Below are 16658 nucleotides of genomic sequence, written 5' to 3'. Positions count from 1 at the left end.
TCCTTTGTCTTACCTTGGGCAGTTATGCCCGAATCACAGCATCAATCGCCGCGCGCAGCGCAGCCAGATCGAAACGATCGCAATGCAAAATATGCCGTTCTAGCTGTCCATTACGGCGCAAATCACAGCCAGCCCAATCAACACCAATCAATTCACACCCCTCGGGTAGCAGGGTACTCTGAATCAGTGCGGACTCATCGGCCAAACTCAGCTGTGCTGCAGTCTCCCATTCATCCCCTTCGATCCAACCCATTTTGCCAAATCCGGCGATATAGCGCGCACGGCGCGGCCATAAACGCCAAACCGAAAAATCAGCCATTGCTAAATAGCTCGCTAATTGCGGATTTTGCCGCGCCAAGCGCGCCAGCAGCAATGGATCATCCGGCACCGGCTGTAAATCACCCAAAATCGTCAACCGAGCACCGGATAAGGTGGCGCTTGGCTCGTGGACTAAAAAGCTGACTTTTTCATCCAATAACACATTCTGCGTATGCTCGGCCAAACGGCTCATCACCAGCACAATGCGGCCCGCCTCATCCAAGACCAACGGTAGCCATGAAGCATGTGGATAGCCGGGCAGCACCAGCGACTGTGTCGCCAATACCCCATGCTGGGTTTGCCGTAACAAGGCGAGCGCCGCTGAAAACAAGGCCGATGATTGGGTCATAATAAGATGTGCGCTCGATGGGGATTCATCGGCAACGATTTTATACTAAAAAAAGCCGCAATTTAAAAAGCTGCGGTATTCAACGCCAGCATTCCCCAAAAAAACAAAAGGGTATTTAACGCTAGGCTTATTAAAATAAGGTCTAACGTTAAATACCCTGAATTATTGTATATACAAAGCGATGCAATACGGTGAGTCAAATTCCAAATTCTTTGTTTTAAGACAATTTAATCAAAGTCGATTTCAACTCGGTGTATTTTTCTAATGCGTGTAGCGATTTATCGCGGCCATTGCCCGATTGCTTATAGCCACCAAAAGGCAGATTCATATCCCCGCCTTCGTCGTAGCAATTAATCCATACCGTTCCGGCACGCAATTGTTTAGCCATGCGGTGTGCGGTATTTAAGTCTCGCGTCCATACTGCGGCTGCCAAACCATATTCACTCTCATTGGCAATGGCAATCGCTTCATCTGGCGTATCAAACACAATCACCGTACAAACTGGGCCAAAGATTTCTTCGCGCGCAATGCGCGCTGAGGGACTGGCTTTAAAAATGGCCGGGGTAATAAACCAACCCGTTGCCACATGTGCCGCTTCGCCACCACCTAACCACTCGGCCTCTTGCTTACCAATATCAATCCAAGCCAACACTTTTTGGTACTGGATCTGATCAACGATGGCGCCCATTTTGCTGGCTGGGTCGAGTGGATTGGTTGGGGCGTAGTCCTTAGCGGCGGCTTGCAAGGCCGCCATAAACTCGGAATAAATCGCCCTTTGCACCAACACCCGCGAGCCTGCGGAGCACATTTCGCCTTGGTTATAAAAAATCCCACCCGCTGCGGCCGCGGCGGCAGCGCTCACATCGGCGCAATCGGCCAAAATAATATTCGCTGACTTACCACCCAACTCGAGCCAAACGCGCTTTAAATTACTCTGTGCTGCCGCCTGCATAATGGCTTTACCCACCGCCGTTGAACCGGTGAAAGTGATGCAATCCACGTCAAGATGCTCAGCCAATAAGCGCCCCGTTTCAGCCGCGCCCGGTAGCACTTGCAACACGCCATCGGGCAGTCCTGCTGTTTTGGCTAAAGCCGCAATATAAATCGCCGTTAGTGGCGATTTTTCGGATGGTTTTAAAATCACCGAATTGCCCATGGCCAAAGCCGGGGCGATTTTCCAACTGCTCATCAAAAGTGGAAAATTCCAAGGTACCACCGCAGCGACCACGCCCACTGGCTCTCGCGTCACCATACCCAGCATATTGCCCGCCACAGGCACCACCTCACCCGCGACTTTATCAATCGCCTCGGCAAACCACTGCATGCAATAGGCACTGCCAGCAATATCCACCGCTAACGCGTCCGAAATCGGCTTGCCGGTGTCGAGGGTTTCCAGCAGCGCCAACGTATCGGCGTGCTCACGAATCAACGCGGCCAAGCGCAGCAAAATACTTTTACGCGCGGCAGGCGCCAAACCCGCCCAACGCTGATCATTAAACGCCGCGCGTGCCGCACGCACCGCCGTATTCACTTCAATGTCCGTACAAAGGCTCACGGCGGCCAAAACCTGCTGCGTGGCTGGATTAATACAAGGAAAAGTATTCGCGGTTTGGCAATACGCACCATCAATAAAAGCGCGGCCTTCAAACTGTAACTGCGCTGCAAGCGCCGACCAATCTTGTTGAGTTTTTGCCATGATTTAATCTCTTTGAAGTGGCTGAAGCAACGCGGCAGTGCGGCGGTGCCAGCGTGATTTAGAGCTAGCCGCGCTGCCGAGTGAGCTCGCGTTATTTTCATTGCTTATCAAGCAAATATTGCATCTATCTACCGGGTAAAACCAAAGCTAGCTGACTTTTAGCATACACCATACCTAGAAACCGACCTTGGAAAAGGCAATTACCTAGCTACACTCTAAGTAAGCTCGTTAAAAATACTCAACGCCATTGCGCGCCAAGGTGAATCAGATGTTGATCGGCATTCCGAAAGAAATTAAAAATCACGAATATCGTGTTGGCCTCACCCCAAGCGGGGTCAAAGAACTCGTCAAACACGGCCACCAAGTGTTAATTCAACAATATGCTGGCGACGCGGTGGGTTTTACCGCCCACCATTACATCGGCGCAGGCGCGCAGATCGTCGATTCGGCGCAAGAAATTTTCCAGCGCGCCGAGATGATTATCAAAGTTAAAGAGCCGCAAGCCAGTGAAATTGCCCAACTGCGGCCCGGGCAAATCCTGTTTACTTATCTGCACCTCGCCGCCGATCCGGAACAAACCCAAGGCTTGTTGGCCAGCGAATGCATTGCCATTGCCTATGAAACGGTCACCGATGCACGTGGTGGTTTGCCATTATTGGCGCCGATGTCCGAAGTCGCGGGGCGAATGTCGATCCAAGCTGGCGCACATTGCCTAGAAAAAACCCAAGGTGGCTCGGGGATTTTGCTCAGCGGCGTACCCGGCGTTGCGCCGGCAAATGTAGTCGTCTTAGGCGGTGGCGTGGTTGGTATCAATGCCGCCAGAATGGCGCTGGGTTTAGGCGCCAACGTGTCGCTATTTGATGTGTCTTTAGCGCGCCTTAAAGAGCTCGACGCTCAATTTGGCCCACAACTGACCACGCTGTTTTCAACCACCGACGCCATCGAAGTGGCACTGGCCAGTGCCGATTTAGTCATTGGTGCGGTGCTCATCCCTGGCGCTGCGGCACCAAAACTAATCTCGCGGCAAATGCTTAAGCTCATGAAACCGGGCTCGGTGTTAGTCGACGTGGCGATCGATCAAGGCGGCTGCTTTGAAACCTCACACGCCACCACGCATGAGTCACCAACGTATGTGATCGACAATGTGATTCATTACTGCGTGGCCAATATGCCCGGCGGCGTAGCGCGGACCGCCACCTTGGCGCTGACCAATGCCACCTTACCGTTTGCGCTGGCTTTGGCCAATAAAGGTTGGCAGCGCGCCTTGCAAGATGATTCGCATTTACGCAATGGCCTCAATATCTGCCGTGGCAAGCTCACTTATGCCGCGGTAGCGCGTGATTTGGAGCTGGATTACACCCCGAGTGAACAGCTCTTAGCCACATTGATTTAAATATAAAGAGATCATTATGGGTCTGCCCATCATTGGTATTGTTTGCTGTCGTTGGCGCTTAGAAAGTGGCCATTTTTATCATCTAGTCGGTGAAAAATATCTCGCCGCCATTGCCGGAACAGGTGGGCTGCCGCTGTTGATTCCCGCCTTAGGCGCTCGCGATCACGCGCAAATTTTGGCGCTCGTCGATGGGCTGCTGTTTACCGGTAGCAATAGCAATATTGAACCCGAGCATTATGGCGGCACGCCCTTAGCCGATGATTTTAATGACGCAGCACGCGACGCCACCACCCTGCCCTTTATTCGCGCCGCGATTGCGGCCCATATCCCCATTTTGGGCTTATGCCGTGGGGCGCAAGAAATGAATGTCGCTTTCGGTGGCAGCCTGCATCAACAAATTCAAACCCTGGATCAAATGCTCGATCACCGCGAACCCGAAGGTGATATCGACACCATGTATGGTTTTGCTCACCCCATCGAGCTGGTGCCTAGCGGCTTACTGCACCGCCTATATGGCCAGCAACAGGCGATGGTCAACTCGCTGCATCAACAAGGCGTCAAACAACTAGGGCATGGTTTAGTCGCCGAAGCGATTGCGCCAGACGGCTTAATCGAAGCATTTCGCTTGGCCGACGCGCCAAGCTTTAATCTGGCCGTGCAGTGGCATCCGGAATGGCAATACGCCGATAACCCCCTCTCGATGGCGATCTTTAACGCTTTTGCTGCCGCCTGCCAAGCGCATTACCAACATAAACATTTCGCTTAAGCGGGCAAGACCATCCGCGCTCACCCAAGCGCAGCACTTTTGTTTGAAGGAATGACGATGAGCTTAATTAGCGAATGGCTGCGTGAGCGGCGAATCACCGAAGTGGAATGCGTAACCCCTGACTTCACGGGCATTGCCCGTGGCAAAATCGTGCCGCGCGAAAAATTTAACGAAGACGACGGCATGCGCTTGCCGCAAGTGGTGCTGGTGCAAACGGTAACTGGTGAATACGCCGATGGCATCACCCCCAGTACCGATCCCGATATGGTACTGATTCCCGACCCCAACACCATTCGCCTAGTGCCTTGGGCCAAAGACCCAGTGGCGCAAGTGATTCATGATTGTTTTCATTTTGACGGTACCCCCGTTGAGCTATCGCCCCGCTATGTATTACGGCGGGTATTAAAGCTTTATGAAGAGCGCGGCTGGGAGCCGGTGGTTGCCCCCGAAATGGAATTTTATTTGGTCGATATCAATCGCGACCCCGATCTGCCCTTGCAACCACCGCTCGGGCGAACAGGCCGCCCCGAAACCGGACGCAAAGCGTATTCGATTGATGCGGTGAATGAATATGATGATTTATTCGAAGACGTGTATGACTATTGCGATGCACAAGGTTTGCAAATCGACACCTTGATTCACGAAGTCGGCGCTTGCCAAATGGAGATCAATTTCTTGCATGGCAACGCCTTAGAATTAGCCGATCAGATTTTCTTATTTAAACGCACGGTACGCGAAGCGGCGATTCGCCATCAAATGTATGCCACCTTTATGGCCAAACCAATGGAGCATGAGCCCGGCTCGGCCATGCATATTCATATGAGTGTGGTGGATAAAACCAGCGGTAAAAATATTTACTCCAATGACGATGGCCAACCGAGCACGGTGTTTTATCAATCCATCGCGGGCATGCAAAAATACTTTCCGGCAGTGATTTCGCTATTTGCGCCGTTTGTGAATAGCTATCGTCGGCTCACACGCTACTATGCCGCCCCGATTAATGTGCAATGGGGTTTTGATAACCGCACTTGCGGCATTCGCATTCCATATTCCACCCCTGCTGCACGGCGAATTGAAAACCGCGTGCCGGGGGTCGATTGCAATCCCTATTTGGCATTAGCGGCTACTTTGGCCTGCGCTTATTTGGGCATTGTCGAACAACTCGAACCGACTGAACCGCTCACGGGCGATGCATATAGTCTGCCGTTTGCATTTGCCCGAGAACTAGAGGGCGCGATCAACCAATTGGCAGAATGCGCACCGATTGCCGAGGTGCTCGGTGAAAAATTCATTACCGCGTATTGCGCGGTCAAACAATCGGAATACATCGAATACGCCAAAGTGATCAGCCCTTGGGAGCGTAAACATTTGCTACTGCATGTTTAATGTTTTGCCAACGGATACCCTATGAGTCAACTCAAGCACGCCGCCTCTTATTACGCCGCCAGCGCCCATCCACAGCCAGCAAGGCCTGAGCTCAACCGCGATTTAGACGTGGATATCTGCATTATTGGCGCCGGATTTACTGGGCTATCGGCCGGTCTATTTTTGGCTGAGGCGGGTTATAACGTGGTGATTTTGGAGCAAGCACAAATCGCTTGGGGGGCTTCGGGGCGCAATGGCGGGCAAATCGTGAATTCGTATTCGCGCGATATGGATGTGATTGAACGGCAATATGGCAAAGCCACCGCCGACGCTTTGGGCGCAATGGCGTTTACTGGCAATCAAATTATTCGCCAAAGAATCGCGCATTATCAAATCGATTGCGACCTTAAAAATGGCGGCCTGTTTGCCGCGCTCAGCCACAAACAACTGGGGCATCTGGTGGCACAAAAGGCGCTATGGGAGCGCTACGGCCATACCCAGCTAGAAATGCTAGATAAAGCCGCCATTGGCCAAGCCGTTGCCAGTGAGCGTTATGTTGGTGGCTTAGTCGACCATAGTGCTGGGCATATTCACCCGCTCAATCTGGCGCTCGGTGAAGCGGCGGCATTTGAATCCTTGGGCGGACAAATTTTTGAGCAATCGGCGGTCACGCAGATACAACGCGGGCCACGCCCTTGCGTACAAACAGCGCAGGGCTCGGTGCGGTGCCAATTTGTGATTGTGGCTTGCAATGCCTATTTGGGCGATTTAGTCCCTGAGCTGGCCGCCAAAACCATGCCTTGTGGCAGCCAAGTGGTTGCCACCGAGCCGCTGGGCGCACTGGCTGAGCAACTGATTCCCAGCAATTATTGCGTCGAAGATTGTAATTTTTTGCTGGATTATTATCGCTTAAGTGCCGATCGGCGCTTGATTTACGGCGGTGGCGTGACCTATGGCGCGCGCGACTTAGCGCATATTGAAGCGGTGATTGTGCCGAATTTACGCCAGACTTTTCCGCAGCTCAGCCATATTCAAATCGATTATGCGTGGACCGGTAATTTTTGTTTAACGCTTTCGCGCTTACCGCAAATGGGGCGACTAGACAGCAATCTGTATTACTCACAAGGCTGTAGCGGCCACGGCGTGACTTATACGCATTTGGCTGGGCGCTTATTGGCGCAAGCCATACAAGGCCATAACAGCCAATTTGATGCTTTTGCCAAACTGCCGCACCACCCTTTTCCTGGCGGGCGCTTATTGCGCGTACCGCTCACCGCACTGGGTGCTTGGTATTACGCTTTACGCGACCAACTCGGCATTTAGTAGCAGCAAAAATACTTAAACGCTCAAAAACAATAGCTAACACACAAAATAGAGCGTTTAAGGATAAAATCAGAGCTTTGCTGAACCGTCACTCTTTAAGATGCTGGGTATGATGGCTTTTCAACGACACGGAGAGCAATCATGAAACTCATTCGCACCGCTTTATTTATGGCCTTTAGTCTGCACACCGCCTTTGCCGCTGAGTTCCAACTCACTAGCCAAGACATCCAAGCCAATGCGCCGATGACTCAAAAGCAAGAATTCAATGGTTTTGGTTGCAGCGGTGCCAATATTTCACCGCAACTAAGCTGGAAAAATGCCCCAGCAGGCACCAAAAGCTTTGCCATTACCGTGTTTGATCCAGACGCACCAACGGGTAGCGGCTGGTGGCATTGGAATGTGGTCAATATCCCTGCCCAAGTGCAATCGATTGCCAGCGGCGCAGTACCTGCCGGCGCACTAGAAACGCGTACCGACTTTGGTCAAAGCGGCTACGGCGGCGCTTGCCCTCCGGTTGGCGATAAAGCCCACCGCTATATCTATACCGTCTGGGCGTTAGATACCGAAAAACTCCCAGTCGACGCCAATGCCAGCGGTGCTTTAGTGGGCTTTATGCTTAACCAACATCAACTGGCAAAAGCGCAACTGACTGCGACCTATCAGCGCAGCAAATAATCCACGCGGCAGCCTTGCCGCCAGCACATAAGAGCCAGCGGCAATGCCAGCATTCCAAACCAAGCAAATCAAATTGAGCCAAATCCAAGCCAAATCAACGCAATCTCTGCGCCAAATTTGCTGCTTGCAGCCGATGCTGATGCGCGTTCGCCAAGGTGAAAAACATCTTTTTATTGGCGAACAGCATTTCATTGCCCGTGTGGGGGATTTGGTGATTGCGCCCGCCGGGCTAGAGCTAACCTTGCGCAATCAAGCCGATCATTCTGGCTATGCCTGTGATGTGGTATTGCTCGACCCGCAGCTGATTGCCAGCTGCCGGCAGCAATACCCTGAAGTTTTGCGGGCCGCCCTGCAGCAGCCCGCGCAGCTTTGCGTCAAGCTTGATCCGTGGGTTGCGCTGCAATGGGATCAGTTATTTCAAGCCAGCGACATCGAACCGCCGGCATTGCTGCACCATCGTGCGGTGGGCTTACTGCTGGCGCTGGCCATGGCGGGGCAAGGACAAGCGATTTTTATCGATAAAGGCGATTCAATTAGCCAGCGCGTGCAGCAATTATTATTGCTACACACCAGTAAGCCGTGGACGGTTGAGCAAATGGCGCAGCAATTGCATTTAGGCGCGTCGACATTGCGCCGACAATTGATGCAAGAAGGCCATTCATTTCGGCGTTTACTGGAACAAGTGCGCTTAAATACCGCGCTAGGCATGATACAAACCACCTCGCACAGCATTGGCGATATCGCACAGCAATGTGGTTATGCCTCAGCATCCCGCTTTAGCAGCCGTTTTAGCCAGCAATTTGGTGTCAAACCACTACAACTGAGAGCCACCGTCGCCTCAGGCGCAGCGCTGACAGCCCGCCATTAAAATATCTAACATCTATGGGTATATCAACATAAACCATTAATAACAAAGCCTATATTCATATACCTACAAGAGAAGATAACTATTCTTTATTCGTGTTGATGCTATGCCGCGCTCGTCGAGCTGGGGCTTAAAACCCCGTTCAAGCGCACCGAGTGAGGAGGGAGACAAACCGCTTTATCGTTTGGCTCACGAGGATCGAAGGCATCGGGGACCGATGCGCGCCCGGGGCGCCTTTCTTTTCCCCTCTTTTCTTTGGCGAGACAAAGAAAAGAGGGTGCCGCCACTGACTGCGACTGTAAATAGTCGTGCCGCAGGCACTTAAAACCCTCAATTCGTCATCTAAACATCGCCACTAAAAAAGAGCCAATTTAAGGCAACCAACTCACTTGTTTACTTAATTTATTGGGAATTTGAATTTTCCAGTAGCTCGCCTGTGTTCGGCTAAACATCAAATGCCCATGGTTACTTTGGCGTATCGGTAACGATTGCTGGGGATTTTTTAAAATCGAACGCGCCATGCTGCCAGCCATTGCACCATGCTCAAAACCCGATAACACCATGCCGCCCGCTGCCGCCTTGCGACTAATGGCAAAATCCCAAAAACCAAAAATGGGCACCGGACTATGCGCACGCGTCCACGCCATGACTTCATCGGCATCCACATGTTTGGCATCGGCGCCAATTAACGCTTGATAAGTACCCAATACAATTGCATCGTATTGCAAATTGGCATTCATCACTTTGTTTTGCCAAAGCGAATAATTATTAACCAGCACCACATCAATATCATTGCGTTTTAAACGTTGAATATCCGTCTGTAAAAAATATGCCGATCGATCTTGATCTAATAACACCAAAATGCGTTTGGCATGCGGCAATAATTCGCGAATCAAATTAAAGTTTTGCTGGTACAGCGGTCGCTCAATCACCCCAGTGATATGTTCAGGTAATTTACCGCCAAAATACTGCGCTGGATCGGCATTAATGCCTAAAAATACCACCGGCATTTTCATTCTGGCCAATCTTGGCCCCAATAAAGCCAAGGCGGCATCATCACCCAATACCACTAAATCGGGTTTTTTTTGCTGAATTTCATAAAAGGCTAAATCAGCTTGTTCCAAATGCGCGCTGGTGGGTAATCGTTTGGTATCTAAAGCAATAAAATCCAGCTCAGCAACACCATCCAATTTACTGCGTAAACCATTTAAATACGCTTTATCCCAATCATTTTCTGGATGATAACTCTCCACCACAATCACTAAGGGATAAGCCATTACGGCGGAGGCAATAAAAAACAGCAGCAGCGCAACGTAACGTAAACGGGACATTAATCAGCCCACTCCACCATTAAATCATCGGCAATACATTCTAATTGGCGATGTACTTGGTCTAAATCGACGTCCAACGGCGCAGATAAGATTAATTGCGCATGAAACATCATTTCACCCGACATGGCGCCGCTCGATAGCCACGTTTCGAGTTTTTCAATATTCACCGCAAAGCGCGCCAAAATCGTTGCCACATCTTTGACAATCCCAACCCGATCATGGCCAATTAAACTTAATGCCACGCTTTGCGAGACAAGCGCCGTTTCTTCGCGCTCAACATCCAATACCCCACGAATATCCAGCCCGGCAATTTGCTGCAAAGCCAATAACACCTCTTCACCCGCACCAATAACCGCAACTTTAACAATTCCCGAAAACTGCCCGGCTAAACGAGAAAAAGACGATTCAAGCCAATTGCCATTTTTGGCCGCAATCGTTGCCGCCAATTGCTCAACCAAACCGGAACGATCTGGACCAATCACTGAAACAATCAATACATTATTCATGATCTACCCTTGCCAAATCACCATAGAGACTTAGCTTAGCCGATTTCTAAAGCCAAACTAACAATTACCCGAATTACGCAGCGAAATTCCCACAACAAACTGAATTCGGCGCACTACAGCCAGCATACCGCTGCAATATGACAATGCCACAATGAAGTAAATACATTAATTGACCCATTTTTAAATCCAGTAATTGGCCAGCCATGGCGATGAAATCCGCATTTAAATCACGAATAATCTAGCGACGCTTAAATTGACGCGTCTGCGCTTTAGCGTTAGCATCGCCCCTCCTCGCGGGAGAGAAAGGCAACAGCCTTCGCCGAAGACGCAAGCTCCCAGAATCGCTCAGGCCCATGTACCGCAGGAATTTTGATTCAGCCAATTGGAGAGCGGTTGCTTAGCGCAACCCACCGAAGGGGCAAGTGGCGCCAGCCACGCAACTCTCAGGTAAAAGGACAAAGGGAGAGGCTATTCCAACACTTGGAATTTACGCGAGGAGCCCGCCTTGTCCGCAATTAATCCGCAGCAAACTACCCCCAGCACCACACAGCGAGCTCGCCCATGCTCACATTAATTTATTTATTGGCCATTTCAGCCGAAGCCATGACTGGCGCCCTAGCCGCAGGCCGGCGCAATATGGATATTTTTGGCGTATCGGTGATCGCCTTTTTAACTGCTTTAGGCGGCGGCACGGTGCGCGATATTTTATTGGGCCGCTACCCCATCGCGTGGACGCAGCATCCTGAATACGTGGCTTTAGTCATCGCCAGCGGCATCGCCGCCGTCTTAATTAGCCGGCATATGAAACGCCTGAATCGGCTATTTATGTTCCTCGATGCCCTTGGCCTTATCGCCTTTACCATCATTGGCTGCGACGTGGCTTTGGCCATGAATTACCACCCGTTAATCGTTTTATTATCCGGCATGATTACGGGTATTGCCGGCGGCATCTTGCGCGACATGCTCTGCAATCGAGTACCCATTGTTTTTTTGCGCGAACTCTACGCCAGCGTCTCGATGCTCGTCGGCTTACTGTATATCGGCCTATTCACGCTCAAGATCGACCACGACCTCAACGTCGCCGCCTGCTTCGCCCTTGGCCTACTACTGCGACTCACCGCCCTCAAACGCGGCTGGCGACTCCCAGCATTTAATTATCGACACGATATGCATTGATCTCATTCGATCAAAATTAAAGGCCGCAAACCATTGTTTGCGGCCTTTTTGTTATTGGGCACATCAATATCGTAGGGCAGCTTAGCCTTTAGGCGTAAGCTGCCAATTTGATGCTGATAGCACCAAACTCAATCAGCAATGTAAGTTGGGCTAAGCCTGCGCAGCCCAACAATCGAGAGGCTAAGCAAACAGTTTGTGCCAAATTATTTGCAGGTATAGAGATGAAAGCTAGGCATATTGGAATCTATACCAATATACCTATTGAACTTGGCGAAGAAGAAAAGAAATCAAAGGGTTCAGACTCGATTGATTTTCTTGCTTGAGCAAATACCTAAGGCTGATTTCAGCTTTCTCGCCGAAACGGCAGATGCGTGCTCATTTCCAATTGGTATTGCTCGGTGGCGGCGGCTTCGCGGGCGATGAATTGGGCGACACTGTGGCGCATGCGGGGGTTGGCGATCCAATAGCTGCCCCAAGTCATCACCGGCTCAAAGCCGCGCGCTAGCTTGTGTTCGCCTTGTGCACCAGGCTCAAAAGTTCGCAGTCCATGTTCAATCGCGTAGGCGATGCCTCGGTAATAGCACAGCTCAAAATGCAGGCCGGGGCATTCAATATCCGCACCCCAATGGCGGCCAAACAGTGTCGTGTCGCTGCGATAGCAAATCGCCGACGCGACCAGATCATCGCCTTGGTAGGCGACAAACACCACCATTGCACGGCCAATTTGCGCGGCGAGTTGCTGGAAAAATTCGAGTGAAAATGCCGGATGATTGCCATAGCGGCGGAAGGTGTCGGCGTATTGCCGATAAATGGCTTGCCAACTCGCCGCGTCGATTTCGTCACCATGCAAAGTCGCTAAACGTAAACCCGCATCGCTGACATAACGGCGTTCGCGCTTGAGTTTTTTGCGCTTCATCGCGGTGAACGTCGCCAAAAAATCGTCAAAATCGGCGTAATTTCGATTTTGCCAATGAAATTGCACGCCGCCACGCAGCAACATCCCCGCATTTTCTAGCGCGGCGCGATCGCTCTCTTGCACAAACAAGCATTGCCATGACGAGGCTTTGAGCTCTTGCGCGACATGAATCGCTGCTGCAATTAGCTCATCTCTCGTGGATTCAGGCGCGCCTTGCGCCAAGACACAGCGCGGCCCCGGCGATGGTGTAAATGGAATTGCCGACACCAATTTGGGATAGTAGGCCAGCCCTGCGGATTGCCAAGCTTGATCCCATTGCCAATCGCGCGAAAAATCACCAAAGGAATGCTGGCGCAAATACAGTGGCAAAACAGCGCGCGGTGATTCGTCTGCCGCTTGCAGCACGACATGCACAGGCTGCCACGCTAAATCAGCGCTGGCCGCGCCAGTGCTTTCGGCAAGCCCCAAGAATTCTCGACTCAAAAATGGATCATTGCCGCGTGCCAACTGCGCCCATTGTGCGGGGCTGAGATCGTTGGCGGTATTGAGTAGGGCAATACGGGTCATGACATCACTTGCCAGATTGAATAGAGAATGATGCTAGCACAATAGATTGCCGCGTTCGTTTGGATTTGGCAGTCATACCTGTTATTTGAAAATCAAAGGAGTCAGACTCGATTGATTCCACGGAAAACTAGAAATCAATAGAGTCTGACCCCATTGATTTCCCCGCCCTACTTATTAACAATCTATATCACTTATCGTTTAACGATTGTTTTTGTAGCCGCTATCTTGCTATCGACATGCAGCACTACGTCTTTGATGACCAATTTTTGAATCGCTGATATAAATATCTCCATCGTAGCGTAATCTGGTTTATTGCCATTGGTAGGAAGGGAGACTTTATCCTTTTGTATTTTTTTATTGCTTATACTATCGCCCCAAGAGTATTGATGTCCTAAGCTTTTATTAAGACACGTTACTAAGTACAATTGATTCAATTTATTTTTTATATCTTCATTTTTTAGCCACAAAGTCAAGTTGTGACTATCATTAGAATAAAAATCACTGTCTTGATAAGTCACCACAAAGGTTTTTCCGCCAATAAATATGCATTTTCCTTTTTCCAAGTATTTATTATCATGGGAAATATACGAACTTACAGCGTTGTTTTCTGCACTTGCACACAAATATGGTATTTTTCCACTATTTTCAACAATATCTCTAGATAAAACATTGCTTGTATTTTTAACATGAAAAATATCAATTACGTTGAAAGGTTCAAAGAGCCGCTTCTCATAATCAATTAAAACCTGCTGTTCTTCGACTGTTAGTGTGTAATCCTTAAGACCCGTCGCCAACAAATACGCCTCCAGCTCTGCTAAACGTTCCGCCTCCAGCTTTGATATAAAATCTTCTATAAACGAAAAATCTATTCTCCAGTTTTTGGTAGGGAGTTGGATTTTCATATCTTTATATATTTGCAAACCAGGTTTTCGATTGTACGAAAATTGATACATCAACTTGAAAATTGCAATTGAAATAAAAACACCATTCTTTTCATTTAACCAATCAGCTTTAGCAGTTATAACTTGGCTAGCCCCAAATTCTCTTGGTTGGTATGATACCGCTGGTAACGTTACACCTAATACAATCCGGTTACCTGAAACAGGGGCTTCATTATGCTCAATCAACCATTGTTTATTGACAGTTCGTGAAACCATATTGTTAAACATTGATTGAACAATATAAGGCACACCATTTTCTGTGTCATCTATCGGTATTTCTCTTTGAGATTTTGCTTGTTTTATAGCCTCAAAAACGAACAAATCTCCTAATTTAAACTCACCCCACTCAACATTTTGTAGTTGCTCGCTGAGCAGGGTATCTACTTTCCCAGACTTTCTCCTATTTTACTTTGTTGCTTAAGGATGTTGCTTACTTCCCAAGCTAGGTAATCACCCACCGTTCTTTTAAAATCTTGCAACGAGGGCTTGGTGTCGATAGGTGCGGTTTGATTCCAATCGGCACCATTTTTGGGGTCGATTGTTCCCTCATAGTATTCTTGATTGCTCAATATACTGAGTTTGCTTTTACCGAAACGCACCAAATTGACCAATTCTTCATAACGCTCTTTGGCTTGGTCGGTGTCTTTAAGGTTGTTACTGGCTTTTTTTCGATTGGTACGGGTATAGCCATCGTGAGTAAAATCAATAAACTTCACCACGTCGTCTTTATGATGCGCTTCAGCCACCTTAAAAACATAAATATGAGTCTGGACGCTCGACTTACCAATAAAAAGATCTATGGGCATTTTAATACTGGCAATCAGCGTATTTTTTTTCAAAATTCTTTGATTAAAGTCTTTGGCTTTACCAGAACCAGCGGAGTTTTGAATGATAATTGCGGCATAGCCTTTACTCATCATGCTAAGGGCTTTTTCTACAAAATTCATGCCATTACCATTGGCTGAATAAGGCGGATTAAGAATAAAGGCGTCGGCAGGAAAATTACTACCCGTATTTCCAAAGCCATATTTCCCATCGAAATCGATCAATGAATCTTTGTTGAGGATATTAGAGCTGCCATCACCCATCATAATCATATTGAGAATAGCCAACATATATACACTGGAAAGCAATTCCAGTCCCAGCAATTGCTCGGATTTAATTTTTATTTCTTTTTGGTTGAGTTCTTCAGGTGAATTAATGGTGTTTTTGGCATCAATCAGCATTTCATTCATGGCTGCTACCAATAAACCCGCAGAACCTGTGGCAAAGTCCCAAACAAATGAGTCTTTATTTACTCTTGCCAATTTAACCAATAATGTTGCTACATAAGAAGGTGTAAGCACTACATCGTTGAGCTTGTCTTGTGAAAAACCAAGCCAACCGTACATCTCATTAAATAGCTTTCCTGTAAAATCGGTGGTCAAGCCGATTTTGTAATAGATACCAAGGTCATCAACAATTTTCGTAAAAACCCGTTTGAGTTGGCTCTCACCATTCTCTACCTTATTGATGTTTTCAGTCAGCAGGGTATTGGAAAGAGTGCGAATGATGAGTTCTTTTTTTTCTGTAGGTAGATTTTTCTTGCCTAAAAAAGCAGTAATTCTTTGGATTAAAATATCCCCATCTCGCCCACCTACATAAGTGTGCGATTTGAGCTCATCTTTTTCCAGAACGGGGACTTCATTAGGAATGCCTAGTGTGGCAATGATTGCGGCAGCTACAAGGTACACACGGTCGTTTTCACCCAAGCCTTTTTCGTTTTGATAAATGTCGTTATTGAGTTTAACAAGACTTGCATCTATTTCTTTTTCACGTTGTTCTTTGAGCTTATCGATTTCCGCTTGCGTCAGGCTAAGCGTTTTTACCTTATCGACAAAAGCTTCAAAGTTAGCCGATGCTAGAAATGAAAAATCAGAATAGTCGCCTACTCGTTGTCCAACGCCAAAATTGCTTTTTGAAACAAAATAGACGCCTATTTCATGCTGTATTTTTCCAGCTTCGTCTTTGTAGCCGGTCATACCAATTGCAATAATGTCGGTGTAGCTGGTGTGATGCAATACCGCATTCGCGTAATGTACAGCCCCATTCACTGCAAATCCGTTAATATTTTTAAAATTTGGCTCACTCTTAGCATTTCGATTGTCAACTTGTCCATTAGCATCAAGTTTAACCAGCTTGTCTTTATAACCTTTATATTCAATTAGAATCGGGTAATAATTTTGATTCTTGTCTTTTAGGAGTAATTTGGCATCTGGTCGATTTGCTCCTACTCCCCCATTTTTTGTAAAGTAATCAGACAGGGCTTTGTCAATCTCGATATTTAAAGGCTCTTGTTCTAATTTGTAATCTAATTTATATGATTTAAGCCATCCATTGGCCAAATCAGCAATATTTGGTTCGATTGATTTTGACACCTAATTTCCTCCGAAATAAATTTATTTTCATGGATTTTACCAAAGCTAGGGCAA

15 protein-coding genes and 2 riboswitches are annotated in these 16658 nt (G+C 48.5%); of the genes, 8 read left to right on the top strand and 7 right to left on the bottom strand.

What is annotated here, in order from left to right:
- Nucleotides 1-22: 22 nt before the first annotated feature.
- Together HQN60_RS07405 and HQN60_RS07400 are read right to left on the bottom strand one after the other, a co-directional pair.
- Nucleotides 23-667, bottom strand: a complete 645-nt coding sequence (locus HQN60_RS07405; protein WP_173533045.1) for a HugZ family pyridoxamine 5'-phosphate oxidase — start codon at nucleotides 665-667, stop codon at nucleotides 23-25.
- Between the two features lie 217 nt (nucleotides 668-884).
- Nucleotides 885-2363 carry an aldehyde dehydrogenase family protein gene (locus tag HQN60_RS07400; protein ID WP_173533044.1) on the bottom strand — a complete coding sequence of 493 codons (1479 nt, stop codon included), beginning with the start codon at nucleotides 2361-2363 and terminating at the stop codon, nucleotides 885-887.
- A 268-nt stretch (nucleotides 2364-2631) separates the two neighbouring features.
- Here HQN60_RS07400 and ald point away from each other — a divergent pair, with 268 nt between their 5' ends.
- The 6 genes from ald (at nucleotide 2632) to HQN60_RS07370 (ending at nucleotide 8753) form a co-directional block, all read left to right on the top strand.
- Nucleotides 2632-3756: an alanine dehydrogenase gene (gene ald / locus HQN60_RS07395; protein ID WP_173533043.1), complete on the top strand. Its 1125-nt coding sequence runs from the start codon at nucleotides 2632-2634 to the stop codon at nucleotides 3754-3756.
- A 16-nt stretch (nucleotides 3757-3772) separates the two neighbouring features.
- Nucleotides 3773-4522: a gamma-glutamyl-gamma-aminobutyrate hydrolase family protein gene (locus tag HQN60_RS07390; RefSeq protein ID WP_173533042.1), complete on the top strand. Its 750-nt coding sequence runs from the start codon at nucleotides 3773-3775 to the stop codon at nucleotides 4520-4522.
- Nucleotides 4523-4579: 57 nt separating this feature from the next.
- Nucleotides 4580-5908, top strand: coding sequence for a glutamine synthetase family protein (locus HQN60_RS07385; RefSeq protein ID WP_173533041.1), 1329 nt, complete (start codon nucleotides 4580-4582; stop codon nucleotides 5906-5908).
- Between the two features lie 21 nt (nucleotides 5909-5929).
- Nucleotides 5930-7210 carry an NAD(P)/FAD-dependent oxidoreductase gene (locus HQN60_RS07380; protein WP_173533040.1) on the top strand — a complete coding sequence of 427 codons (1281 nt, stop codon included), beginning with the start codon at nucleotides 5930-5932 and terminating at the stop codon, nucleotides 7208-7210.
- Nucleotides 7211-7351: 141 nt separating this feature from the next.
- Entirely contained in the window at nucleotides 7352-7885 is a 534-nt protein-coding gene (locus HQN60_RS07375; RefSeq protein WP_173533039.1) for a YbhB/YbcL family Raf kinase inhibitor-like protein, read from the top strand.
- 43 nt (nucleotides 7886-7928) lie between these two features.
- On the top strand, nucleotides 7929-8753 hold the full coding sequence (locus tag HQN60_RS07370) for a helix-turn-helix transcriptional regulator (RefSeq protein ID WP_173533038.1): 825 nt from the start codon (nucleotides 7929-7931) through the stop codon (nucleotides 8751-8753).
- A 368-nt stretch (nucleotides 8754-9121) separates the two neighbouring features.
- On the opposite strand, the gene HQN60_RS07365 is transcribed toward HQN60_RS07370, so the two are convergent.
- Nucleotides 9122-10081 (bottom strand): ABC transporter substrate-binding protein, encoded by a 960-nt coding sequence (locus tag HQN60_RS07365; protein ID WP_173533037.1) that lies wholly within the window; start codon nucleotides 10079-10081, stop codon nucleotides 9122-9124.
- Nucleotides 10081-10587 carry a glycine cleavage system transcriptional repressor gene (locus tag HQN60_RS07360; protein ID WP_173533036.1) on the bottom strand — a complete coding sequence of 169 codons (507 nt, stop codon included), beginning with the start codon at nucleotides 10585-10587 and terminating at the stop codon, nucleotides 10081-10083. The genes HQN60_RS07365 and HQN60_RS07360 overlap by 1 nt, the downstream gene beginning before the upstream one ends.
- Before the next feature lie 284 nt (nucleotides 10588-10871).
- A riboswitch (glycine riboswitch) is annotated at nucleotides 10872-10958 on the top strand.
- Nucleotide 10959: 1 nt separating this feature from the next.
- A riboswitch (glycine riboswitch) is annotated at nucleotides 10960-11056 on the top strand.
- Nucleotides 11057-11148: 92 nt separating this feature from the next.
- Here HQN60_RS07360 and HQN60_RS07355 point away from each other — a divergent pair.
- A complete protein-coding gene (locus HQN60_RS07355; protein WP_173533035.1) occupies nucleotides 11149-11763 on the top strand; it encodes a trimeric intracellular cation channel family protein in 615 nt (204 codons plus the stop codon).
- A 110-nt stretch (nucleotides 11764-11873) separates the two neighbouring features.
- Entirely contained in the window at nucleotides 11874-12086 is a 213-nt protein-coding gene (locus tag HQN60_RS07350) for a hypothetical protein (RefSeq protein ID WP_173533034.1), read from the top strand.
- Nucleotides 12087-12106: 20 nt separating this feature from the next.
- On the opposite strand, the gene HQN60_RS07345 is transcribed toward HQN60_RS07350, so the two are convergent.
- The 3 genes from HQN60_RS07345 to HQN60_RS07335 all read right to left on the bottom strand — a co-directional run bounded on the left by HQN60_RS07345 (nucleotide 12107) and on the right by HQN60_RS07335 (nucleotide 16604).
- Nucleotides 12107-13246 carry a GNAT family N-acetyltransferase gene (locus tag HQN60_RS07345; protein WP_173533033.1) on the bottom strand — a complete coding sequence of 380 codons (1140 nt, stop codon included), beginning with the start codon at nucleotides 13244-13246 and terminating at the stop codon, nucleotides 12107-12109.
- 191 nt (nucleotides 13247-13437) lie between these two features.
- On the bottom strand, nucleotides 13438-14508 hold the full coding sequence (locus HQN60_RS07340; protein ID WP_173533032.1) for a restriction endonuclease subunit S: 1071 nt from the start codon (nucleotides 14506-14508) through the stop codon (nucleotides 13438-13440).
- A gap of 59 nt (nucleotides 14509-14567) precedes the next feature.
- Complete coding sequence (locus HQN60_RS07335) at nucleotides 14568-16604, bottom strand: N-6 DNA methylase (protein WP_173533031.1); 2037 nt, start codon at nucleotides 16602-16604, stop codon at nucleotides 14568-14570.
- Nucleotides 16605-16658: the final 54 nt, after the last annotated feature.

The sequence above is a fragment of the Deefgea piscis genome (assembly GCF_013284055.1).
Taxonomy (GTDB): Bacteria; Pseudomonadota; Gammaproteobacteria; order Burkholderiales; family Chitinibacteraceae; genus Deefgea; species Deefgea piscis.
Note: the sequence above shows the minus strand (reverse complement) of the source record. Positions and strands in the feature narration are given on the sequence as shown.